The organism is Exiguobacterium sp. Leaf187, assembly GCF_001423925.1.
In the GTDB taxonomy this organism is placed as follows: Bacteria; Bacillota; Bacilli; order Exiguobacteriales; family Exiguobacteriaceae; genus Exiguobacterium_A; species Exiguobacterium_A indicum.
The window spans coordinates 275,605-297,909 of record NZ_LMPR01000008.1 but is presented as its reverse complement, the minus strand read 5'-3'; the positions used below and the strand labels follow the sequence as shown (position 1 = coordinate 297,909).

Genomic DNA, 22,305 nt, shown 5'->3' with positions numbered 1-22,305 from the left:
ACTTAGTATAATGAATAGCTATTCATTTTACAAGCGCAGGTCTAAGTCTTGCCACGTCAACTGTCGCGCAGCGGGAGGAGTAGTCAGGTGACTGACCGTCATACCAATCAAGCGGATCGGTCCGTCGAAGGTGATACCATTGAACAATTTCGTTGTTTCCTCAAGTAAGCGTTCTTCGTCCGCCGTTTCTTCTGAAAATGTATGCCGTTTCGAACGTGACTGGAATGTATCGGTCTTCCACTTGATCGTGATCGTCCGGCAAACGAGTTCTTTTTTTTGAAGACTCGCAATGACGGATTTTGATTCTCGAATCAACGTCTCGAATATCGTATCGATATCCTCCGTATCTTCTTCGAAGGTCGTCTCAGAACCAATCGATTTTCGCTCGCGTTCCGGACGAACCGGACGCTCGTCGATCCCGTGTGCCATCGCATGCAGTTCCGTTCCGCGATCGCGTCCGAGCAATGCTCGTAATTGTTCGACCGGCATTGCTTGGACATCTGCGACGGTTTCAATTCCTTGTTTTCGTAACGCTTGTTCCGTGACTTTTCCGACGCCGTGTAAATCTCCAATTTTTAATGGAGACAAGAAACTGAGGACGTCCTCTGGAGGAACTACCGTCATCCCGTTCGGTTTCTCGTATCCGGATGCGACCTTCGCGACGAGCTTAGAGTTCGAAACACCAGCAGAGGCCGTCAGACCTGTCCGTTCTTTAATTTGCTGAAGAACATATTGCGCGATATAGGTCGCACTTTTTTGATCAAAATAATTTTCCGTGACGTCAAGATACGCTTCATCAAGCGAGAGAGGCTCGACGAGCGGTGTCACTTCTCGAAAAAGCGCCATGATTTGCGCACTGACAGCTCGGTAGACGTCAAAGCGGGGACGAATGAAGACCGCACGGGGGCAGAGCTGGAAGGCACGTCTTGACGGCATCGCGCTATGGATACCGTATTTCCGTGCTTCATAGGAACAGGTCGCTACGACACCACGTGCATGAGGCGGTCCACCGACGACGACGGGAACACCTTTTAATCGAGGACGATCGCGTTGCTCGACGGAAGCGTAAAAGGCGTCCATATCAATATGAATGATTTTTCGTTCCATCGTACAAGCGTCTCCTTTCAGTAGATATGATACAATTAGTATAACGAACTTATGTTCTGATATCTATTTTTTTGGTCGACTGTTCTTTGGCATTCGAACAAGAGCGCCTAACCATCCACGCCAGCGCATCCAGTAGAAGATGCCACCGGTCGAGAGAAAAATTAGACCAAGGGATAGGGCGTAACCGTATTTCCATTCTAATTCCGGCATGATTTTAAAGTTCATCCCCCAAATCGCACCGAGAGCCATCGTTGGTGTCGCGACGGCAGTAAAGATTGTTAATGCCTTCATGATTTCGTTTCCACGGAAGTTCGAGACGGTCGTCGATAAGTCGAGCAGGACCTCAATGTCTTTTTGATAATGTTCAATGAGCATCAACAGACGGCGGACACGTTTCGTAGCTAGTTTCAACGAGAGATCCTCGAGATACGCGTCCTCGTCGAGAAATGATTCTTCACCAGCCATGACGAGCTCTTGAAACGGAACGATTAAATCGGACCAGTTCTCGATCGTGTCGCGTAAAGCGAAGATGCTATCGAGCGAATCTTCATTGATGCTGCCACGTAGTTCATCTTGTCTTGAGAATAGTTCCGTCTCAAACTGATCGATACCGGCAAAATACGTGTTCAGCTGTAAAGCAAGAATCGTATAAAAGGCTGCGAATGGATGCGCGGGAGAATAGGGAGCGACCAGGGACACGATTGAATCCGACAATCCAATCGTGATCAGTTTTTCTTTCGTTACATAAAAGCAAATCGAGCGGCGGTCACTTTTGTCGACAGGATTTTGCCAGGTGACGACAGCGCCATAGAGAACCCCTTTTTCCGAGCGGGTGAAGTTCATGTCTTTCGATCGCAGCTGCGTCACCCAGTCCATTTCGGATTGATCGACGGCAGCCGTCGGAAAGGTTTGTTCATAGTCAGCTAAATCGAGATAGCGAGACCAATTAAATTGAGGTTCCAGTTCCATGTTCATGACTCCCATATAGTAGAATGAAATAGTATATGCCTTAAGTGTAGTCAATGGAATATAAAAAAGACACCTATTTTACAGATAAAGGACGTGTTTCAAGTATGAAAGGAATTGGTAAATTAGCAGTTGGAGAAACGCTCGATCAACGAGCGATGATCAAGCAAGCGGTCAAAGGAATTGCAGCGAATGGGAAACCATACTTGACGCTCATCTTGACGGATAAGACAGGCGAAATCGAGACGAAGATGTGGGATACGAGTGATCTTGAAAAATATGCGCCGAAATCAATCGTCCATGCTGCTGGAGAAGTCATGGACTATCGAGGGCGGACACAACTCAAGCTCAAACAAATCACGGTTCTAGAGGAGACGAATGTCGAGGACTATGTCCAATCCGCACCGATTCCGCGAGAGCAAATCGAGACGGAAGTCCTCGCGTTCGTAGAATCGATTCAGAACAGTGATATGAAAAAGCTCGTTAAACATTTGATTACTTCGCGATTCGACGCTTACTTCACGCATCCGGCAGCGGTCAAGAACCATCATGCTTTTTACTCGGGGCTGTCATACCACGTCCTTTCGATGTTGCGTCTAGCGGATCAAATCGCTCAACTCTATCCGACCTTAAACCGTGACGTGCTAATCAGTGGCATCATTCTGCACGATTATGCGAAAATCAAGGAGTTATCCGATCCGGTTGCACCAGAATATACGTTGCCTGGTAAACTCGTCGGTCATATTACGATGATGGTAGCGGAACTTGAAAAAGTCGGAGCAGAATTACAAATTGACGCAGAAGTACTGACGGTCTTGCAACATCTCGTCTTAAGTCATCACGGACGACCGGAATGGGGTTCTGCTGTCGCACCACAGATGCGCGAGGCAGAAGTTTTGTTCTTGATCGATAACCTTGATGCACGGATGACGATGATGGATCGTCTCCTTGAATATGTCGAGCCAGGACAGTTCTCGGAACGATCATTCGCACTAGATAATCGTGCTTTTTACCGTCCGAAGCTATAAGGGGGAGAAAAGATGAAGACGAAGTTGTTTGATACGGTTCAACTCGGAACGTTGACATTCCGAAATCGGGTCATCATGGCGCCGATGTGTATGTACAGTGCAAAAGAAGATGGACTCGTTACGGATTGGCATGTCACGCACTATGCAACCCGTGCGATGGGTGGTGTCGGTGGCGTCATCTTAGAAGCGAGTGCTGTTACGCCAGACGGTCGCATTTCAGCCGGTGATCTTGGAATTTGGTCAGATGCTCATATCGAAGGCTTACAACGGATCGCAGAGCAAGTCAAAGCAGCGGGTGCAAAAGCAGGCATTCAACTGGCCCATGCCGGGCGCAAAAGTACGACGGCAGAACCACCCGTTGCACCGAGTGCTTTACCGTTTGATGATACGTATACACATCCACGAGCATTAACGCTTGAGGAAATCGCGACGATCAAACAACAGTTCATCGATGCAGCACTGCGTGCGGAACGAGCAGGGTATGATTTCATTGAAATTCATGGGGCTCATGGTTACTTACTGAACACGTTCCTCTCTCCGTTATCAAACGTTCGTGAGGACCAATACGGTGGATCGGTTGAAAATCGGATGCGCTTGTTGCTAGAGATCATTGATGGCATTCAAGCCGTTTCCAAGCTCTCGATCTGGGTCCGGATTTCAGCAGCCGATCACGCAACAGGGGGAATGACGGCGACGGATTATATTCCACTCGCGAAAGAACTAGCTGCACGTCACATCGATCTACTCGATTGCAGTTCAGGGGCTGTCGTCGCTAATGCCGTACCGGAAGTGTATCCAGGCTATCAAGTGAGCTATGCAGAAGAGTTGAAACGAGAGACGGGTATTGCAACAGGCGCGGTTGGATTGATTACGACAGCTGCCCATGCAGAAGAAATCGTCCGTAACGGTCGAGCAGATATCGTCCTGCTCGCACGTGAACTACTTCGCCAACCTTATTGGGTCTATCATGCGGCAGCCGAACTAGGAGATACGGTAGCCTTGCCGAAACAATACGAACGGGCACCAATCCGGACGGTTCGTTAACTATCGCTCATATGAATGAAAAACGACACGAAAAAAGGAAGCCTTCGCGGCTTCCTTTTTTGATTACTGCTGTTGTTGTTGCATCATTTGTTGTTGCATTTGTTGTTGTTCTTGTTTATCTAAATCAAAAGCATCCTTGAAGTCTTTGTTTTCGATTTTAACATCGTATTCTTTCATGAGTGAACGGTAGATATCGTTCGGGTTGACTTGTGCTGCTTTTTCTTCAGCAAGTGCTTTTTTGATGCGTGCTTTTTCTTTATCAAGCGTAAAGTCTTTCTTTTCTTTACGATCGACTACTTTGATGATGTGGTAACCGAATTGTGTTTTAATTGGATCGGAGATTTTACCTTCAACGCCATCCTTGAACGCATAATCTTCGAATTCCTTGACCATTTTACCTTTTGTGAAGTATCCAAGGTCTCCACCTTTTGCACCGCTACCTGTATCTGTTGATTTCTCTTTTGCCAGTTTCGCGAAGTCCGCGCCGTCATCCAATTGTTTTTTGATGTCTTTTGCTTCTGACTCTTTCGCAACGAGGATATGGCTTGCTTTGACTTCGACTTTTTCTTGGTCAAAACGCTCTTGGATTTCTTTATCTGTTACTTTTGATTTCGCAGATTTTGCTTCCGTTAAGAGCATTTGTGTGCGAAGAACTGTCTCGAATTCTTTTTCGTTCTTGATTCCAGCAGATTTCAATGTTGTATTGAACTGCTCTTTATCCGGGAACTGGTCTTTTGTCTTCTTGACTTCTGCTTCGACTTCTTTATCCGTGACTTCTTTGCCGTATTTCTTCTCAAGCAATTTGTTCATTGTTTGCTGGAAAGCGATTTGAGCACCAGCTTTTTCGTATGCTTCTTCTTGGACGTCAGCCTTGTTGACTTCGCCACCTTTGTAATTGATGACGGCTTCGTCATTTGATCCACATGCTGCTAACGTAAATACACTTGCGACTGCTGCTGCGCCTAACAATTTCTTTTTCATACATACACCCCTAATTTACCATTTATTTCAACCGTTTTATCATATCATATTCTCGTCTGGTTGACAGCTGTATCTTGTCATGCCAAGAGATACTTGCTCTTTTCCATGCTATCACATCCAAGTAGTCGGTTGAGGATAATTTTTATGGGAAATTGTGAGGGAAATAACGCTCTTGAGACATAGTAGTAATGTCCTTGTCATGAGGAAAAAAGACCTAAAAAAAGCATTCTAGCTAGAGGCTAAAACGCTTTTGGTAAGGTTATGCTTTTTTGATTGAGTCCATGACTGGATCTTGAGGGCGACGATCTGCTTCTTCTGTGATCATCTTTGATGTCTCAGCGAATATGTCCATGAAGCTGTCGCCATACAAGCGACGTACGATCGCAGAAATGTCCGTTAATTCCGGGAACTTCCCGTACAATTCCTGAAGAGGAAGTGATGCACGGAAGACACCGTTTTCTTCAGGGCGGAACGCTTGAATCGTCTCAAGCAAGAGTGATTCGCCCTCTGGTGTCAACTGGACGTAGGTATTTCGTTTATCTGTTTCCTTTTTCGAGAACGTCAACAATCCGCGGTCTTCTAACTTCTTCGAGAAGTTGAATGCCGTCGAGACGTGCATGACACCATATTTCGCGATCTCTGAAATCGAGGCACCGCCTAGCGCGTGCGAAATCCACAAGATATGATGTTCATTGATGTTCAGATCAAAGGGCTTGATCCAATTTTGCCAATCTTTTTCTACCGTTTTCCATAGTGCTTTGCTTAACTGGACAATCTTGTGGCTATACAACAAAGCCTCTTGTCCAGGATATAACTTTTCGTGTTCCATATCTGACTCATCCTTTCGAAAGGTGACAATGGCTCAAACGCGCAAAATGCAAACTATACAAAAACAAATCGAAGCAACGGATCTTACTTTTGTGGAGAAAGCTGGTCTGCTTCCTGTTTCGCTTCATCAGCGAGAGACTGGATCTTCGTGAGCGATGCTTGGACTTCCGTTTGGTATTCCGAGACGCTCTGCATGACTTCTTCTTTAAAGTGCATACCAGACGCTTTTGCTGTCTCTACTAAGTTCTTGCCCTCCTGGGTCAAATCCTGCACATTCGTTACGATTGTAGAATAAGAATTTCGACGTTGATGACCGTTCGAAGAGTCGCTTTTCGTACCTTGGCGAAGCGCCTTCAGACCGTAAAAAGTCACAAGTGTTAGCGTAGCACCAAAAGCGACCCAGTTACGGGCGGGACGCTTCGACATATTGAACCTCCTTTTTAATATTAAAATATTTGTTTCATATTATTTTACCGAAAATCGAATGAAAGAAACCTATTTCGGCAATATTTTTCTAAGAATAGAAGAAAAAGAACAGACTTAGATGCGAGAAGCGATCGAGTTAGCGAGTTCAGCTAATTCCTCTGCCGTGTAATCGTCATTATGAACTTCCCATTTTGCACCGAAACCGTCTTGTTTATCGTGACGCGGAATGAGGTGCAGGTGGAAGTGAGAGACCGATTGACCCGCTACTTTTCCTGTATTCGATAAGAGATTCATGCCAGCTGCCTCTGTCTCTTGTTGAAGCGCACGACTGATTTGCGGGATCGTCGCAAATACGTCTTGTGCTTGTTCAGGAGAGAGATCATACAAATTATCGGCATGTTGTTTTGGGATGACGAGCGTATGTCCTTTCGTCACTTGTGACAGGTCAAGGAAAGCGAGAACTTGTTCGTTCTCGAATACGATATGACCAGGGACTTCTTTGCGAGCAATTTTACAGAAGATACATGACTCTTTTTGCATGGAACGTTCACTCCCTTGGGTAAGATAATATTAGTATACGGAAAGTTTCCGACTTCCGCACGATTGACAGTCAAATTGAACCCGATACACTTAGAAACATACAGCTACTGAAGGAAGGAGCGAATTGCATGGCATCACGAGTAGCCTCGACGGCACAAAAAAAACGAAAACGGCGCCTGCTCGTCGGTAGCGTCATCATCGTCGGTCTTTTCTTATTCGTTGCCTTTTGGTTTGGACGTAACATGCAAGAAGCGGCGAGAATGGAGAAAACAGACGAGCGTCTTGCTACCTTGTTAAAGGAAAAGGATCAGCGTGGATTCCAACAACTCGTCACGATGAATGGTAAGTCACTACCGATGAGTGAAGCGACGCGACTCGTTAATTGGTTGACGGCTGACTCAGAACGGACGGACCGGGTCATCGCACAAGTCAAACAGGATCAAGGCGCAGGGAAGCAAGTGAAGACACATCTGTTTTCGCTTCAAGAAGAAGATGGATGGCTTTGGTATGACCGGTACTCTCTCGATGTGAATCCTCAGCGGTTAACCGTTTCAAGTGATTTACCGGGAACGAAGATTTCATTAGATGGAGAAGAAGTCGGGACGATTGATCAGAAATCCCTTGAACTCAAGCGATCTCCTGGAGAGTACGATGTTCAAGCAAGTGTGGAACAATCCGGACAGACCGTCCAGGAATCAAAGACTGTACAACTCGGAGATGAACCGAACGCGACAGTCGACTTTAAATTGGCTGATCGATTCAATACGATCGTTTCGAACGAATATGCAGTCGATATCAAAACGTTACTTGAGACGGAAGTGAAAGCCCGGACTGGAAAAAGTATCGATACGATGACTGGCTATCTCGGACGTTCGCGTGACTCGTTCGAGAATACGTTCGGCACGCCTGATTCGACCGTTGCCAATCGAGCACGATACGATGGATATGAAGTGACCTATCAATCGGGGCAGGTGGAAGAATTGCTAATCCGATTAAATAAGACTCCAGATGAGTTAGAAGCCATCGCTGGAAAACCAGAACGAAAGAAGCGCGAGCAAGTCGGTACCGTTTGGGAATATCCGTCTAGTTTTCTCGAAGGTGTGTTCGAATGGTTGAACTTACGAGCAGAAAAACGAGTCGTCGAGCGAGAGGACGGTATGTGGTTACAATTAAAAGACTAAAAAAATCCTCGGACTAGAACGTCCGAGGATTTTTGGTTATCGTTTATTCACCGCACGGAGAATGAACGATACGATAAGGATAAGAATGATAGCTCCGAGTAAAGCAGGAACGATTGCGAATCCGGCAACCATTGGACCCCAGTTTCCGAATAATGCTTGACCGATCAATGCACCAACAAAACCAGCGATGATGTTACCAATGATACCGCCTGGAACATCCTTACCTAAAATCAAGCTTGCTAGCCAACCAATAATACCACCGACGATTAACGCCCATAAGAATCCCATTTAAAACACTCCTTTTCAATTTAAGATCTATGATTACTTACGTACTGCCCGGAGAATAAGTGAGACGATGAAGATCAAGATGACTGCTCCGAGAATAGCCGGAATGACTGCGAAACCAGCAATTTTTGGTCCCATTGAACCAAAGATGGCTTGACCGATCATCGAACCGATGAAACCAGCGATAATGTTACCGATGATGCCACCCGGTACGTCTTTCCCGATAATTAAACTTGCGATCCAACCGATGAGACCACCAATGATGAGTGCCCATAAGAAACCCATTTCTAAACATCTCCTCTACATATTAGTTTTACCTGTTTTCAGGCAGTTATAAACACGTGCGAAAATGAAAAAATCTGAAATCGTTCATTCTTTAGTTCATTCTTTAAATGACTAGACGATTAGACCACTTGATAGAGAATGAATAGACGATTCATTGATTTCACTTTCAATTTACATGTAAATCGTTTTCATATATTGATGTAACGATTACACTTAGAGTAATTGCCGAAAAAACAAGTATTAAAACATTATATTTTAAAAAACTAGGCGTTACGCTAGAAAAACGAAGCGAGTCTACTTTACGATGAGCCTAAAGGGAGTGGCAGATATGTTATTAGACATTAAAGATTTGTCAGGAGGATACGGATCAAAAACCGTTCTGCATGACATCAATATCGAAGTCGACCGAGGTGAACTCGTCGGTCTAATTGGGTTGAACGGTGCCGGAAAATCAACGACGATCAAGCATATCCTTGGTCTTTTACCGGTCAAGACGGGATCGGTTCGAATCAATGGATTGGATTTAACGACGAACGAAACCGAGTATCGTCGCCAAGTGGCGTATATTCCGGAGCAGCCGATGTTATATGAACAACTGACGTTACGGGAGCACCTTCGTCTGATGGCGCAAGGATATGACGTCGAAGAAGCAATCGCGACAGAACGCGCGCAACATTATGCTGAACGACTTCGAATGACGAAGCAACTCGAATGGTTTCCAAGTGTCTTCTCAAAAGGGATGAAGCAAAAAGCGATGATTTTATGTGCACTCGTCACAGGCAGTGAACTGTTGATCGTCGATGAACCGTTCGTTGGACTTGATCCACTGGCAATCCGAGAGTTACTTCAGATTTTTAGTGAACTGAAGCAGGACGGTAAGGGGATCTTAATGTCGACGCATATTCTTGAGACAGCCGAGCGTCACTGTAACCGATTCGTGCTCTTACATGAGGGGCACATTGCAGCAGAGGGAACGACAGCTGCTTTACGCGCACGATATGGACTGCAAGATGGAACGCTGGATGATCTGTACGTTGCCGCGATCGAGGAGGCGGAACGATGAACAGCCAGTCCTTATGGAAGGAACGCTACCAGGCGGCGATGACGGAAACGGTGAAATATACAAGGTACATGGCGAATGGCGGACTGTTATTTACCGTTTACTTCGTTATTTTGTACGGTTTAGTCGTCTACGGACGTTTCCTCGACCAACTCGATCCATCGTTTCCAGGTCGATTCGTCATGGCAGCCTTGTTTCTGATTTTACCGCTCTATCGGACGAGTCGGACGTTTCTCGTTGAGGCGGACCAAGTGTTTCTATTACCGGTGTTAGCGAAGTTATCAAGTTTCATGCAACAAGTACGAGCGTACAATGCGGTCTTTGGTATCATCCGTGCCGTGATTCCGTTTTTAGCTGTCGTTGTTCTCTATGTTCGAACGGAACAGACGACACCACTTGAACTTGTTTTACTTGGGGTAGCGCTTGCTTTGTTCGGAGCTGCTGCGAATTTATCAAAGCTTGAAGGCATTGCACATCGGACGGTGTTACTGTATGCGTTCGGAGCGGCGCTACTCGTCATCATCGATATGGCGTGGATGACAATCGTCGTCGCACTTCTCTTAATGGTCGTACTCCATTTAAAGCGTCAGGACCATCTTCCTCTACGCGAATGGATTGCGCTCGAACAGGAATCGCGTGATCGTTTTTATCGATTAGCGAACTGGTTCGTCGATGTGCCGCATTTATCGGCAACATATAAACGCCGTCGTCTCTTGAGTAACATGGTCGAGCGGATTCCATATCGAGCGCAAACGACATTCGATTACTTGTATGTCAAACAGTTCATCCGGAGTGGAGACGGGATCGGATTGATTGTTCGTTTGACGCTGATCGGGGCTGTGTTCATGTGGTTAGCGAGTGGCAACGAGTTGTTCGTTGCGCTTGCAATCCCTGCGTTTGCAGGATTGACAAGCTTTCAACTAGCACCGTTCACGAAGGCAGTGGACCAACATCTATTGACTCGTCTATTACCGTTTGGAAATGCTGTACAGGCGAAACGAAAAATCATCCGCTTCGCAGCAATCAGTCAATGCATCGTCTTGACGCTACTTGGATTCTTTTTAAGCGGATCCATCTATGTCGTTGGTGGGGCAGCCTTGGCGCTTGTGATTGGTGAATACTACGCTCGAAAATAATAAACAAGAAAGAGCCTACGCGATGAATCCATCGTGTAGGCTCTTGTTCTTTTTATTAATTGACGCGTTCGTTTGAGAGATCTTCTTCTTCGACCATACGCAATTCTTTGCTGACAGGAGCAGGGAGATCGTAAGAAGATTGACCATGTTCCGCAACGTCCAGTCCGCGGAGTTCATCTTCGCGTGTGATCCGAAGACCAATCGTAAGGTCGAGAACTTTTAAGAATGCATAACTCAAGACACTGACGATGACGACGGCAAAGACCACACCAAGTGCTTGAACACCGAGTTGCGTAAAACCGCCACCATAGAAGAGACCAGCTTGTCCGATCCCTGTGATTTCAACGAGTCGTGGTGAAGCGAAGAATCCAGTTGCGAGTGTACCCCAGATACCAGCGACGCCATGAACGGAGAAGGCACATAATGGATCATCGACACGGCTTGCGAGAAGAATGCTCGTTCCATATGTGATCACACCAGCGAGGAAACCGATGACGACAGCTGCCCACGGTTCGACGAAGGCACAGGCTGCTGTGATGGCAACGAGTGCAGCTAAGACACCGTTGATGATCGAAGGGATATCTGCGACACGACGGTGCCAGAATGAGATGGCAAGAGCACCGAGGGCACCTGCTGCAGTCGCAAGTAACGTCGTCAAGGCAACGTAACTAAAGAATCCATCGGCAATCGTTAGTGTCGAACCAGCATTGAAGCCGAACCAACATAACCAGAGGATGAAGGCACCAACGACAGAATAGATGACGTTGTGTCCGAGTAACGGTGTTTTTTCAGCACCGATTCGTTTCTTGAGCAGTAAAGCAGCAACGAGTGCAGCAATCCCACCTTGTAAGTGAACGACCGTTGATCCAGCGAAGTCTTGCATCCCGAGCGAACCAAGGAATCCACCTGCCCAAACGGAACGTGCAATGATCGGATAGATGATAGCAACGAAAAACGTTCCGAACAACAGGTAGACGGATAATTTAGCACGTTCTGCGAATCCGCCCCAAGCGATCGCGAGGGAGACAGCGACGAATGAGAGTTGGAAGAGGAACTTCACATCAATCGTGATGTTCGACCAATCAAGACTGCTGAATCCTCCTTGTAAAAAGAATCCTTCCGTTCCGATGATAGAATTGCCATCACCAAACGTCAATCCGAATCCGATGGCCCAAAAGGCGAGAGCGGCAACCGAGAAGCTGATGATTTGTTTGACGGCGACGTGCCCCGCGTTCTTCGCCCGTAACATCCCTGTTTCTAGAAGTAAGAATCCGATTTGCATCGTAAAGACGAGCAGTGCTGCGAATAAGACATAAAACGTATCGACTGAGATAGCGAGTTGTTCCAGTTTCATTGTCGTTCCTCCTTTATCCATTTAAAGTATGTGTTTACTTTAGACGGAAATACTTTCAAAGAAACGTGTTGTGTCAGAAAATCTGACATGGTATTTTTGTGGAAAGGAGTGACGAAGATGAACTACCGTGAAAAAAAGGTGATGTCGATCGGAATCGTCTGTGAATTGACCGGCTTGTCAGAACGTCAGATTCGTTACTATGAGGAACGGAAGTTGATCTTTCCAGAACGGACAAATGGAAAAACACGAAAATATTCGTTTACGGATGTCGAGCGACTCGTCGAAGTCGCGGAAAAAATCGAGGATGGCTGGCGTACGCACGAAATTCGAGAAAAAGAACGTAAGGTAACGGAACAGCAACGTTCAGACTTGATCCGCGGTCAGTTAAACGCTGCGTTCGGTCTTTACAAGAAACAGTGAACATTTCATGAACTGGTAACAGAACTGTCATTTTGTAAACGATTTATTGGCACAGACTTCTTAATTTCAGATATAATGTTTCTGTGTTCACAAACTTATCGTACGTTTTTTTGGGGCGTTAGAACGAGTATAAAGGGGTAGTTATGATGAAGAAATTCAATGATACGTTTTTGCGGGCGATCCGTGGCGAGCAGATTGATCACGTTCCCGTCTGGTACATGCGACAAGCAGGTCGTTATCAAGCGGAATATCGTGAAATCAAGAAGACGCGGACGCTTTTCGAGATCACACATGACTCGGAACTAGGCGCATATGTGACAGAACTACCTGTAAAACAATTAGGGGTCGATGCAGCGATTCTGTATAAAGACATCATGACGCCACTTCCATCGATGGGCGTTGACGTCGAAATCAAGAGTGGTATCGGTCCAGTCATCGCGAACCCGATTCGCACGATGGCAGATGTCGAAGCATTACAACCATTCAACCGCGAAGATATTCCATATATCTATGAAACGATTCGTTTGTTACGAGAACGACTCGAAGTACCGTTGATTGGTTTTTCCGGGGCACCATTCACGCTTGCGAGCTATATGATTGAAGGTGGTCCTTCGAAGGGATACCATAAAACGAAAGCATTGATGTATGGACAACCTGAGGTATGGCATGCCTTAATGGAGAAACTAGGTGACATGGTCATCGATTACATCAAGTCACAAGTGGATGCAGGAATCCAAGCGTTCCAAATCTTTGATTCATGGGTCGGAACGACAAGCCGGAAAGATTATGTCCGTTACATCAAGCCAACGATGGAACGCATTTTCACGGAATTAAAAGATACAGGCGTGCCGATGATCATGTTCGGTGTAGGAGCGAGTCACTTGGCAGAAGAATGGCACAGTTTACCGTTAGACGTCGTCGGACTTGATTGGCGTTTGTCGATTGACGAAGCACGTGAGCGTGGATTGACGAAACCTGTCCAAGGAAACCTCGACCCGTCTTATCTGCTAGCACCGTGGGATATCCTTGAAGCAAAAACGAAGGAAATTCTCGACATGGGAATGAAGCAACCAGGATTTATCTTTAACCTCGGTCACGGCATCTTCCCGGAAGTCGATCCAGAAGTATTGAAACGTTTGACTGCATTTATCCATGATTATTCGAAAGAAAAAATGGAGGTAGGAAAATGAAGACGTTAGGACTACTTGTTATGGCGTACGGTACGCCATATAAACCAGAAGATATCGAGCGTTATTATACGCACATCCGTCGCGGGCGCAAACCGTCTCCAGAAGCATTGGCAGAGTTGACGGAACGTTACGAAGCCATCGGTGGTGTCTCACCACTCGCACAAGTCACGATTGATCAGGCTGAAGAGCTACACCGTCAACTGTCTGAGAAATATGCTGGTGAAATCGAGTTCAAACTCTATCTTGGTCTGAAACACATCGAGCCATTCGTTGAGGATGCTGTCGAGCAAATGGCAAAAGACGGCATTACGGAAGCGGTCACGGTCGTTTTAGCACCACACTATTCAACGTTCAGTATCCGTTCATATAACGGTCGTGCGAAGGAAGTCGCGGACCAACATGGTATTCGTCTCGCATCCGTCGAATCGTGGTACAAAGAAGAAGCGTTTCTCGATTGGTGGGGGAAAGAAATCCGCAAGACGTTCGACGCTTTACCAGTACCTGAAGAGAAAGCCGTTCTCGTCGTTTCAGCACACAGTCTACCTGAGAAAATCATTGCAAACGGTGATCCATACCCAGAGCAATTGAAGGAAACAGCCGAATTGATCGCGCAACGTGCTGGTGTACCGCATATGATCACAGGCTGGCAATCGGCTGGACAAACGCCAGAACCATGGCTTGGACCAGATGTTCAGGATTTGACACGTGACGTCTACGAAGAAAAAGGATATGAAGCATTCGTCTACGTACCCGTTGGTTTCGTTGCCGATCACCTAGAAGTATTGTTCGATAATGATTACGAGTGTAAAGTCGTCTGCGACGAACTCGGAATTCACTATGCGCGACCTGTCATGCCAAACGCGGATCCAGCTTTCATGAAAGCTGTCACGGAAGCCGTCGCGAAACAGGTGGGTAGTTATGTCCAGTAAACGTCTCGTCATCGTGGGCGGTGGTATATCAGGACTTGCAGCCGCCTATTATGCAGAGAAGCAGTTTCCAGAGATGAACATCACGTTACTCGAGGCAGAGGGTCGTCTCGGTGGTAAGGTGGCGACATATCGGGACGAAGGATTGACGATCGAGCGGGGACCGGATTCATACGTCGCACGGAAACACGTGTTGACGGATCTCATCGAAGAGATCGGATTAGGGGAGCAACTCGTTCGCAATAACACGTCGCAAGCGTATATCTTGGATGCGCGCGGTCTCCACCCGATTCCAAAAGGTGCCGTCATGGGCATCCCGACCGATTTAGAGTTATTCGCAGAGACGTCTCTACTGACGGAAGAAGAAAAGGCAGAGGTGACAGAACGCTTGCTTCACCCTGCTCCTGATTTGACGATTCCGGAAACAGACATCCCATTAGGGGAATACCTGCGTCCGCGTCTTGGAGATGCGCTCGTCGAGAAGTTGATCGAACCGCTTCTTTCAGGCATCTATGCGGGTGATATCGACCGGATGAGTACGTTCGCGACCTACCCGCAATTCGTTGCGAATGAGCAAAAGGCTGGAAGCTTGTTCGAAGGGATGCGCCTCATGCGTCCGCTTGATCAACAACAAGGTCCGACGCTCAAAGCGACAGGTCAATTCCTATCACTTGCTACTGGACTCGAGTCTCTCGTCGAGCGTTTAGAAGAGGTGCTCGAACGGACAGAGATTCGTCTAGAGACACCACTTCGTTCCATCGAACGGGAAGAAGACGGGCGGTATCGTCTCGAAACGGATCATGGTCCAGAATATGCTGATGATATTTTGTTGACGATTCCGCATCGCCAAGTCGTGTCCCTGTTACCAGATGCGACGCTTCCAGGGCTTGCGAACCTTTCAACACACTCGACGGCGACGGTCACGTTGATTTTCGATAAGGAAACAGCGTTACCGATTGATGGAACGGGATTCATCGTCAACCGTCGGGCGCCGTATTCAATTACAGCATGCACGGCGATTGATCAAAAGTGGAATCATGCAGCACCGAATCATACCGTGCTCCGTGCCTTCATCGGACGCCCCGGAAAAGATGCACTCGTTCGTGAATCTGACGAAATGATTGAACGCGTCGTCTTAGAAGATCTTGAAAACATCTGTGGTCGTCCCTTGCAACCGGAACGTGTCGTCATCAGTCGTCTCTTAGACGGCTTACCGGCCTATACGGTAGGACATGCACAGCGGATTCAAGAAGTGCGAGAAATCGTCGCTTCTCATTATCCGCACATTCATTTAGCCGGACTCGCCTATGATGGTGTTGGATTGCCAGACTGTGTAGCAGGTGTCAAAGCGACGCTTGAACAAATGGCGTTACAACAACCGGAACCATGTAAAGAATCATGACACACCTAAACCTTTTTGAAGCTAGCCGTGCTTCAAAAAGGTTTTTTTGTCTTCAGAAGAATGACACGGAAGGAAACGGGAATAAGAGACAGAGGAATCAAAATTGAAGAATACCGTTGAAGCGGGAGGGAATCGTATGGTGGAAGTATGGAGTACGTTCACGATCATCATCGTCTACGGATTGCTTATCATGAATATCTTGGCTGTCCTGACGGTTATTTTTCTTGAGCGGCGCGATATTGGTGCGACGTGGGCATGGGTATTCATCTTGTATTTCGTTCCGCTCGTTGGGTTTCTCGTCTATCTGTTTTTCGGAAGACTGTTGAAAAAAACGAATTTTTATCGTGTCACGGATGAAGAACAACTGGAACAGGATAGACGGATCGCCTTACAGAAAAAAGAACTTGTAACGATGGGACGGCACCCGATGATTCAAAAGCACCGGGATATGATTCGGATGAACCTGATGTCGAACGGTTCCCTGCTCAGTCTCTCGAATCAACTGCAGATTCTTTCGGATGGCGAGCAGAAGTTCAATCGGATGATTCAAGATATCCGCCAGGCAGAGCATGAAGTGAATATCCAATATTACATCATTCAGAAAGATCGTCTCGGGTTAGCGTTGATCGATACATTGACCGATTGTGCCCGTCGTGGGATCAAAGTACGTCTATTGTATGATGCTGTCGGATCACGAAGTCTCAAACGGACGGATTTTAAGGATTTACTCGCACACGGAGGAGAAGTGTTCGCCTTTTTCCCGTCGACGATTGGTTTCGTTAATTTTCGATTGAACAACCGGAATCACCGTAAATCCTGTATCATCGACGGTCGAATCGGCTACATTGGTGGGTTCAACGTTGGTACGGAATATCTCGGGATCGATGAAAAGTTCGGCTACTGGCGGGATACACATTTTCGCTTGGAAGGTGACGTCGTTCACGATCAACTCGACCGCTTCATTCTCGACTGGAACCAAGCAAGTGACGTCTATACGGAAAAATCTTTGTTTTACTATGGAACGCACAGGATTCAGGATATATTACCGATGCAAATCGTCACATCGGGTCCGGATTCCCGTTCAGAGTATTTGAAGCTTGCCTTGATCAAGATGATCAACGAAGCAAAACGGACAATTTATATCCAATCGCCTTATTTCATTCCAGACACGAGTTATTTAGATGCATGTAAGGCAGCCCTTCTGTCCGGAGTGGAAGTCCGTATCATGATTCCGAACAAACCGGACCACCCATTCGTTTACTGGGCAACGACTGCTGCTGTAGGAGAGTTGTTATCGTACGGAGCTAAAGTCTACACGTATGAACCTGGATTTTTACATGCGAAGACGATCGTCGTTGATGGCGAGATTGCTTCAGTCGGGACGACGAATATCGATGCGCGAAGTTTTCGGTTGAACTTTGAAATGAACACGATCGTCTATGATCAGGCAATAGCGATTGAACTAGAACGTCTTTTCCTCGCTGATTGTGAGGTATCAAAGCTCATGACGGTCGAGTCGTATGCCGCGCGTTCAAGAACGATCAAATTCAAGGAAAGTATTTCGCGTTTGTTGTCACCGATTTTGTAAACCGCGTTTACGACCAGTCAAAATGTGAAAAATGGTATAGTGGTATGGAAATAGAAAAAGAGGAGAGTGAAGACGATGGCAAATCCAATCAAGCTACTCGTATCAGACATGGATGGAACCGTTCTTTCGGGCAAGCAACGAATTGAACCGGAGACGATTCAGGCAATTGAAGCGGCACGCGAACAAGGTGTCGAATTTGCAATCGCGACAGGACGTAACTACTTAAATGCAAAAGAATTAACAGATGCAGCAGGAATCCACTGTCCGATCATTGCTTCAAACGGGGCACGTGTGATGACCGTAGATGGAGAAGAGTTGAGTGCGACGACGTTGACGACGGAACAAGCACAGCAAATTTACGGTATCATCAGTCAATATGAAGTTTTCTTCGAGATGTTCTGTGATCGAGGACTCGTGACAGCACAAGGAGCGACGATCGACGCAGCCTATGATTCGCTGAAAGAGTTGAGTGAAGAAAGTGATCGGGCGAAACAAGTGCTTGATTTCTTCCACGATCGTTATTATGTCCACGAAGACGTCAAGATGATTGATGGATTCCGGTCGTATATCCGTAACCAAGCGGGACAAGTATTTAAATTCATCTCATTCTCGTTTGATCAAGAATTAATGAAAAAAATCTGGCAGGAAATCGAGCAGAAGGTCGACGGTGTCTATGTCACGTCGTCAGGACACGATAACATCGAAGTCATGGCAGTCGGTGCCGATAAAGGAACGGCAGTTAAAATCCTCGCAGACCACCTCGGTGTGCCAATCGAACAGGTTGCTGTCATCGGTGATAACCTGAATGATCTTCCAATGTTCAAAGTTGCCGGCAAGGCGATCGCGATGGGGAATGGTCATGATGAGGCAAAAGCGATTGCCCATCACGTGACGAAATCAAATGACGAGCACGGCGTCGGATATGCGATTCAGCAGTTGGCGTCCCGCGCTTGGTAAGGGGGACGTTTCATGTTTAAGGCATTCAAGGAGTTTGCCTTTCGAGGGAATGTGATCGATTTAGCGGTCGGGGTTATTCTGGGTGCTGCGTTTAGTGGGATCATCAAATCCCTCGTCGACAGCGTCTTTATGCCACTGATCGGTATCATCATCGGGGGCATTGATGTCAAAGGATTATCGGTCATGGTCGGAAATGCAGAGTTGCAGTACGGTCAATTTCTTCAAGCGAGTATCGAGTTCTTGTTGATCGCCTTTGCACTGTTTATCTTTGTCAAAGGAATCACTTCATTCCGGAAGAAGGAAGAAATCATCGAAGAAGAAGCGGTACCAACGACAGAAGAAAAATTATTGACAGAAATCAGAGATGCCTTGATTCATCAAAATGAGTCATCGACGAAAAATTAACGGATACAACAAAGGCTGACTCAAAAGTCAGCCTCTACAAAGATAAAGGTGGCAGAATAAAAATCTGCCACCTTTATCTCGTAACAAAAAGAATGGCGCGTCACACGCCACTCCTACAGGAAAAAGCGCATTATGCGCTGTCAGAGACAAACAAGACCCGCTTTCCTGCTTGAATGAAGCAGGAAAACTGGCTTGTGTCTTGCCTGAGGAAAGGTCGTGAAAAGACACGTCATTCTTTTTTTGAGTCAGGTCCATTCTGAATCATAAAATTTCGAGTAACGCATTTTCAGAGCAGACTTGTAACGAAAGCTGTTTTTTCATTCCTTGATCAAATGAAATTTCCAGCACATCGTCAACCAGGTGCAAGACAGTTCCGGGACCAAATGCTGTATGCGAGACACGCATGTTCTCAGTGATCGGAAGTGGAGGAACGCTAGCTCGCGCTGTAACAGCAGTTCGCTTGCGCTCTACTTTTCGTTTTGCAGCATCAGGCGTGACGAGGCGATGGACGTCTTCGACGAATGGTGAGACATCAAATGATTTCGATTTAAAACGATAGGACAGGAGATGTAGTTCGTGTCGCGCCCGTGTCATGCCGACGTAAAACAAACGTGCAGCTTCTTCCATATCATCGAGTTGTCCATTCTTGTACGCCTTGATCGTATCAGCTGATGGAAGAATCCCAGAAACGAGATCAATCATGAAGACGCGATCGAATTCAAGTCCCTTCGCACTGTGAAAGGTCGAAAGGGTGACCGCATTTTGATTTTTATTTTGTTTCGCATCACGCATCAATTGTTCGAGATGCGTGATCCGTTCACGAAAGGCGAGTAGTGTCGGTACATCACTTGCGATGTTATCGATCGTATTCAATGTTTCAAGCAGGTGATCGAGACTAAAACCGAGACTCTCACTCATTTTTCGCAAATTCTTTTCGTAACCCAGTTCATGACGAATCAGAGAGAGGGCGGCAGAGGGGCGAACGGTTTGGATGGAAGCGAATGTGCGCTTCATTTGTTGAAGTTGTTTCTTTTGATAAAACTTCATCTCGATTTTGTTTATGAGTAGATCAAATACAGATTCACCCGTACCGAACTGTTGCAATTGAGAAAGTTGCGCTTTTGAGATATACCCGGCGAATTTCGTATGAATAGTTGCTAGCACATCGATATCTGTCGGATCTTGTGCGAATGTCATGAAGTTTAAGATATCCTTCAAAATCCAATGACTGAAGAATTTATGATCGACATCCTTAATATAAAACGGAATATTTGCTTGATCCAAAGCATTCATCACATTGATCGATGAGGCATTGTTGCGATATAAGATGGCTACTTCGCGGTAATTCGTCTCTGTCCGTAGTTGATTCAACAGATAGCGGGTCTGATCCTCGTAAGTTGGTAACGTCTCTAAGATAATCGGACGAACAGCAGCGTTCTCCGTGAACATCTGTTTCGGATAACGTGCTTTATTGCGCTGAATGAATTGGTTTGCGACGGATACGATGTCTTGAGACGAACGATAATTTTGTTCCATGTAAAGAATCGTCGCATTCGGATACGTATCTTTGAAGTGCAAAATTTTAGAGGCATCCGCGCCACGCCAACTGTATAGCGTCTGATCATCATCTGCAACGACACAAAGACGGTTATGCGGTAAGGCTAACTTCTCGACCAATTGATGCTGGACGAGCGACGTATCCTGACTTTCATCCGTTAGGATATAGTCGAAGCGTCGCTGATAATGTTGCAACAGACGACGGTCTTGCTCCAAAATCGTATTCGCATACGTCAACATATCATCAAAGTCGAGTAACGGATGTAAGGGATCACGCGACTTGAATTGTTCATATGCCACATAGATATCAGGGAAATGTTTGATCGTCGTCGGTACTGCCTTGATCTCCTTTAAAGAAAGAAGACGGTTCTTGACGAAGGAAATCATCCGCAATAACTCATCCATCTGGTCGTCTGTAATGACACTCCGATTAATTTCCTGGAAAATACGCCGGAGTAACATGCGTTTATGTGGCACATTCGGATGTTGTTGATCCATTGGTCCCTCAATGATCGTATAGGAGAGACGTTGCTGGGATGTATGATCCCGAACGACTTGAAAAGCAAAGCTATGAATCGTCGAGAATGCCGCTGTTGTTCCAATTAATTCGTGAAATAGATGATAAAAACGATCCGCCATCTCGCGAGCTGCTGCCTTACTGAAGGTCAGCCCTAAAATACGATGTGGTTCAATCTTTTTTTGTAAAATCAAATAGGCAATCTTAAAATTAAGCGTCGTTGTTTTTCCAGAGCCGGGTGAGGCGAGTAACAGCAACGGACCATGGTCATGTTCGATTGCCTGTTGTTGGACAGGATTCAGTTGAATGCCGGTCAATCGCTCCATCTGTTCGAAAAAATCTTCATGCATGATACAGTTCACCTCGAGCGTATTTATTTCGCGTTCAATAATCGAACTTTCCCTAGTGTATCATTTTTAGTGTCAGGATTGGATTACGGAAAGAAGAACCGTGGAATAAAGAGACAAGAGCCTATTGGATGTTATGTAAGACGAGTACCCTAAAAGACTAGGCAAATGGACACAAAAACATTAAAATGGGAATAGATGTAAGAGAGTACTCTCTTGTCCTGTACAAAGAGGGAAGGCGGAATGAGAATGTCTGTAGTGAAATTACACATGTATACGAATGAACATTATGAACAATGTGATGCGTTCATTCTTCCGGAAGAACAAGTCCAGTTTACTTCTTTTCCGACGGATGTCGTCACAGATGCAGTTGCCCATCCAGATAAATTCCCGGTTGTCATCAAAAAAGACGAGCTCGTCGTCGGATTTTTTATTCTTCATCTTAATCCCCCTAAAACACATCGAACACATGAACACAGTGTCCTGTTACGTGCCTTTTCCATTGATGTACGCCATCAACACCAAGGATATGCGAAAGAGGCAATGATGCAGTTGCCAGAGTTCGTGCATCATCATTTTCCAGAAGTCACAGCGATCACACTAGCGGTCAATAAAAAGAATATTGCTGCAAAATCACTGTATTTCAAAACGGGATACGTTGATACGTTACAGTCCGTCATGGGTCCAATTGGGGAGCAGCACATCCTTGCATTTGATCTAGAAAAAGAATCACGATTGAAGCATTGAAGCAAAAAAGCATTTTCCTGATTCTATT

The 22,305-nt window shown here is 46.1% G+C and carries 23 protein-coding genes; 13 read left to right on the top strand and 10 right to left on the bottom strand.

All coding sequences use genetic code 11. The annotated features are described in order from the left end of the window. Nucleotides 1–27 precede the first annotated feature (27 nt). Complete coding sequence (gene dinB / locus ASF99_RS03815) at nt 28–1,107, bottom strand: DNA polymerase IV (protein WP_023467339.1); 1,080 nt, start codon at nt 1,105–1,107, stop codon at nt 28–30. Nucleotides 1,108–1,170: 63 nt separating this feature from the next. Further along, on the bottom strand, nt 1,171–2,076 hold the full coding sequence (locus tag ASF99_RS03810; RefSeq protein WP_023467340.1) for a magnesium transporter CorA family protein: 906 nt from the start codon (nt 2,074–2,076) through the stop codon (nt 1,171–1,173). Nucleotides 2,077–2,180: 104 nt separating this feature from the next. Here ASF99_RS03810 and ASF99_RS03805 point away from each other — a divergent pair, with 104 nt between their 5' ends. Beyond that, a complete protein-coding gene (locus ASF99_RS03805; protein ID WP_029340932.1) occupies nt 2,181–3,101 on the top strand; it encodes an HD domain-containing protein in 921 nt (306 codons plus the stop codon). Nucleotides 3,102–3,113: 12 nt separating this feature from the next. After that, the gene (gene namA, locus ASF99_RS03800; RefSeq protein ID WP_055967023.1) at nt 3,114–4,145 is read left to right on the top strand and encodes an NADPH dehydrogenase NamA; all 1,032 of its coding nucleotides are present in this window, start codon (nt 3,114–3,116) and stop codon (nt 4,143–4,145) included. Between the two features lie 63 nt (nt 4,146–4,208). Here the strand turns inward: namA and ASF99_RS03795 are convergent, their stop codons facing one another. From ASF99_RS03795 to ASF99_RS03780, 4 genes are all read right to left on the bottom strand, one after another. Continuing rightward, the gene (locus ASF99_RS03795) at nt 4,209–5,126 is read right to left on the bottom strand and encodes a peptidylprolyl isomerase (protein WP_023467343.1); all 918 of its coding nucleotides are present in this window, start codon (nt 5,124–5,126) and stop codon (nt 4,209–4,211) included. A gap of 259 nt (nt 5,127–5,385) precedes the next feature. Beyond that, entirely contained in the window at nt 5,386–5,955 is a 570-nt protein-coding gene (locus tag ASF99_RS03790) for an HTH-type transcriptional regulator Hpr (protein ID WP_023467344.1), read from the bottom strand. Nucleotides 5,956–6,038: 83 nt separating this feature from the next. Continuing rightward, entirely contained in the window at nt 6,039–6,380 is a 342-nt protein-coding gene (locus ASF99_RS03785) for a hypothetical protein (RefSeq protein WP_023467345.1), read from the bottom strand. 114 nt (nt 6,381–6,494) lie between these two features. Continuing rightward, nucleotides 6,495–6,920, bottom strand: a complete 426-nt coding sequence (locus ASF99_RS03780; RefSeq protein ID WP_023467346.1) for an HIT family protein — start codon at nt 6,918–6,920, stop codon at nt 6,495–6,497. 128 nt (nt 6,921–7,048) lie between these two features. Between ASF99_RS03780 and ASF99_RS03775 the strand changes: the two genes are divergently transcribed. Then, a complete protein-coding gene (locus ASF99_RS03775) occupies nt 7,049–8,101 on the top strand; it encodes a TcaA second domain-containing protein (protein ID WP_055967020.1) in 1,053 nt (350 codons plus the stop codon). A gap of 36 nt (nt 8,102–8,137) precedes the next feature. Here the strand turns inward: ASF99_RS03775 and ASF99_RS03770 are convergent, their stop codons facing one another. Together ASF99_RS03770 and ASF99_RS03765 are read right to left on the bottom strand one after the other, a co-directional pair. Next, nucleotides 8,138–8,389, bottom strand: a complete 252-nt coding sequence (locus tag ASF99_RS03770) for a GlsB/YeaQ/YmgE family stress response membrane protein (protein WP_023467348.1) — start codon at nt 8,387–8,389, stop codon at nt 8,138–8,140. A gap of 33 nt (nt 8,390–8,422) precedes the next feature. Then, nucleotides 8,423–8,671, bottom strand: coding sequence for a GlsB/YeaQ/YmgE family stress response membrane protein (locus ASF99_RS03765; RefSeq protein ID WP_023467349.1), 249 nt, complete (start codon nt 8,669–8,671; stop codon nt 8,423–8,425). A gap of 328 nt (nt 8,672–8,999) precedes the next feature. Here ASF99_RS03765 and ASF99_RS03760 point away from each other — a divergent pair, with 328 nt between their 5' ends. Continuing rightward, nucleotides 9,000–9,734, top strand: coding sequence for an ABC transporter ATP-binding protein (locus ASF99_RS03760; protein WP_023467350.1), 735 nt, complete (start codon nt 9,000–9,002; stop codon nt 9,732–9,734). After that, nucleotides 9,731–10,867, top strand: a complete 1,137-nt coding sequence (locus ASF99_RS03755) for an ABC transporter permease (RefSeq protein WP_035398479.1) — start codon at nt 9,731–9,733, stop codon at nt 10,865–10,867. Before ASF99_RS03760 ends, ASF99_RS03755 begins: the two co-directional genes overlap by 4 nt. A 55-nt stretch (nt 10,868–10,922) precedes the next feature. Here ASF99_RS03755 and ASF99_RS03750 read toward each other — a convergent pair whose 3' ends face one another. Further along, on the bottom strand, nt 10,923–12,221 hold the full coding sequence (locus ASF99_RS03750; protein ID WP_023467352.1) for an ammonium transporter: 1,299 nt from the start codon (nt 12,219–12,221) through the stop codon (nt 10,923–10,925). 117 nt (nt 12,222–12,338) lie between these two features. On the opposite strand from ASF99_RS03750, the gene ASF99_RS03745 reads away from it, so the two are divergent. From ASF99_RS03745 to mscL, 7 genes are all read left to right on the top strand, one after another. Then, nucleotides 12,339–12,641 (top strand): MerR family transcriptional regulator, encoded by a 303-nt coding sequence (locus tag ASF99_RS03745; protein ID WP_023467353.1) that lies wholly within the window; start codon nt 12,339–12,341, stop codon nt 12,639–12,641. A gap of 143 nt (nt 12,642–12,784) precedes the next feature. Beyond that, nucleotides 12,785–13,831 (top strand): uroporphyrinogen decarboxylase, encoded by a 1,047-nt coding sequence (gene hemE / locus ASF99_RS03740; protein WP_023467354.1) that lies wholly within the window; start codon nt 12,785–12,787, stop codon nt 13,829–13,831. After that, nucleotides 13,828–14,760, top strand: a complete 933-nt coding sequence (hemH, locus tag ASF99_RS03735; RefSeq protein ID WP_023467355.1) for a ferrochelatase — start codon at nt 13,828–13,830, stop codon at nt 14,758–14,760. Before hemE ends, hemH begins: the two co-directional genes overlap by 4 nt. Next, nucleotides 14,750–16,159, top strand: coding sequence for a protoporphyrinogen oxidase (gene hemG, locus ASF99_RS03730; RefSeq protein WP_055967016.1), 1,410 nt, complete (start codon nt 14,750–14,752; stop codon nt 16,157–16,159). Before hemH ends, hemG begins: the two co-directional genes overlap by 11 nt. Nucleotides 16,160–16,295: 136 nt before the next feature. Then, nucleotides 16,296–17,747, top strand: coding sequence for a cardiolipin synthase (gene cls, locus ASF99_RS03725; protein WP_023467357.1), 1,452 nt, complete (start codon nt 16,296–16,298; stop codon nt 17,745–17,747). A 75-nt stretch (nt 17,748–17,822) separates the two neighbouring features. Next, nucleotides 17,823–18,704 carry a Cof-type HAD-IIB family hydrolase gene (locus tag ASF99_RS03720; protein ID WP_023467358.1) on the top strand — a complete coding sequence of 294 codons (882 nt, stop codon included), beginning with the start codon at nt 17,823–17,825 and terminating at the stop codon, nt 18,702–18,704. 12 nt (nt 18,705–18,716) lie between these two features. After that, nucleotides 18,717–19,109: a large conductance mechanosensitive channel protein MscL gene (gene mscL / locus ASF99_RS03715; protein ID WP_055967014.1), complete on the top strand. Its 393-nt coding sequence runs from the start codon at nt 18,717–18,719 to the stop codon at nt 19,107–19,109. Between the two features lie 261 nt (nt 19,110–19,370). Here the strand turns inward: mscL and ASF99_RS03710 are convergent, their stop codons facing one another. Then, nucleotides 19,371–21,533 carry an ATP-dependent helicase gene (locus ASF99_RS03710; RefSeq protein ID WP_023467360.1) on the bottom strand — a complete coding sequence of 721 codons (2,163 nt, stop codon included), beginning with the start codon at nt 21,531–21,533 and terminating at the stop codon, nt 19,371–19,373. Nucleotides 21,534–21,779: 246 nt separating this feature from the next. On the opposite strand from ASF99_RS03710, the gene ASF99_RS03705 reads away from it, so the two are divergent. Further along, nucleotides 21,780–22,277 (top strand): GNAT family N-acetyltransferase, encoded by a 498-nt coding sequence (locus ASF99_RS03705; RefSeq protein WP_055967053.1) that lies wholly within the window; start codon nt 21,780–21,782, stop codon nt 22,275–22,277. The last annotated feature ends 28 nt before the right edge of the window (nt 22,278–22,305 follow it).

Bases quoted from the DNA above. Each gene is read 5' to 3' on its own strand.
- ASF99_RS03790 (WP_023467344.1), bottom strand. From the start codon at position 5,955: ATGGAACACGAAAAGTTATATCCTGGACAAGAGGCTTTGTTGTATAGC.
- dinB (WP_023467339.1), bottom strand. From the start codon at position 1,107: ATGGAACGAAAAATCATTCATATTGATATGGACGCCTTTTACGCTTCC.
- ASF99_RS03805 (WP_029340932.1), top strand. From the start codon at position 2,181: ATGAAAGGAATTGGTAAATTAGCAGTTGGAGAAACGCTCGATCAACGA.
- hemH (WP_023467355.1), top strand. From the start codon at position 13,828: ATGAAGACGTTAGGACTACTTGTTATGGCGTACGGTACGCCATATAAA.
- ASF99_RS03720 (WP_023467358.1), top strand. From the start codon at position 17,823: ATGGCAAATCCAATCAAGCTACTCGTATCAGACATGGATGGAACCGTT.
- ASF99_RS03705 (WP_055967053.1), top strand. From the start codon at position 21,780: ATGTCTGTAGTGAAATTACACATGTATACGAATGAACATTATGAACAA.
- namA (WP_055967023.1), top strand. From the start codon at position 3,114: ATGAAGACGAAGTTGTTTGATACGGTTCAACTCGGAACGTTGACATTC.
- mscL (WP_055967014.1), top strand. From the start codon at position 18,717: ATGTTTAAGGCATTCAAGGAGTTTGCCTTTCGAGGGAATGTGATCGAT.
- ASF99_RS03765 (WP_023467349.1), bottom strand. From the start codon at position 8,671: ATGGGTTTCTTATGGGCACTCATCATTGGTGGTCTCATCGGTTGGATC.
- ASF99_RS03775 (WP_055967020.1), top strand. From the start codon at position 7,049: ATGGCATCACGAGTAGCCTCGACGGCACAAAAAAAACGAAAACGGCGC.
- ASF99_RS03785 (WP_023467345.1), bottom strand. From the start codon at position 6,380: ATGTCGAAGCGTCCCGCCCGTAACTGGGTCGCTTTTGGTGCTACGCTA.
- ASF99_RS03780 (WP_023467346.1), bottom strand. From the start codon at position 6,920: ATGCAAAAAGAGTCATGTATCTTCTGTAAAATTGCTCGCAAAGAAGTC.
- ASF99_RS03770 (WP_023467348.1), bottom strand. From the start codon at position 8,389: ATGGGATTCTTATGGGCGTTAATCGTCGGTGGTATTATTGGTTGGCTA.
- ASF99_RS03750 (WP_023467352.1), bottom strand. From the start codon at position 12,221: ATGAAACTGGAACAACTCGCTATCTCAGTCGATACGTTTTATGTCTTA.
- hemG (WP_055967016.1), top strand. From the start codon at position 14,750: ATGTCCAGTAAACGTCTCGTCATCGTGGGCGGTGGTATATCAGGACTT.
- ASF99_RS03710 (WP_023467360.1), bottom strand. From the start codon at position 21,533: ATGCATGAAGATTTTTTCGAACAGATGGAGCGATTGACCGGCATTCAA.
- ASF99_RS03795 (WP_023467343.1), bottom strand. From the start codon at position 5,126: ATGAAAAAGAAATTGTTAGGCGCAGCAGCAGTCGCAAGTGTATTTACG.
- ASF99_RS03760 (WP_023467350.1), top strand. From the start codon at position 9,000: ATGTTATTAGACATTAAAGATTTGTCAGGAGGATACGGATCAAAAACC.
- ASF99_RS03745 (WP_023467353.1), top strand. From the start codon at position 12,339: ATGAACTACCGTGAAAAAAAGGTGATGTCGATCGGAATCGTCTGTGAA.
- cls (WP_023467357.1), top strand. From the start codon at position 16,296: ATGGTGGAAGTATGGAGTACGTTCACGATCATCATCGTCTACGGATTG.
- hemE (WP_023467354.1), top strand. From the start codon at position 12,785: ATGATGAAGAAATTCAATGATACGTTTTTGCGGGCGATCCGTGGCGAG.
- ASF99_RS03755 (WP_035398479.1), top strand. From the start codon at position 9,731: ATGAACAGCCAGTCCTTATGGAAGGAACGCTACCAGGCGGCGATGACG.
- ASF99_RS03810 (WP_023467340.1), bottom strand. From the start codon at position 2,076: ATGGAACTGGAACCTCAATTTAATTGGTCTCGCTATCTCGATTTAGCT.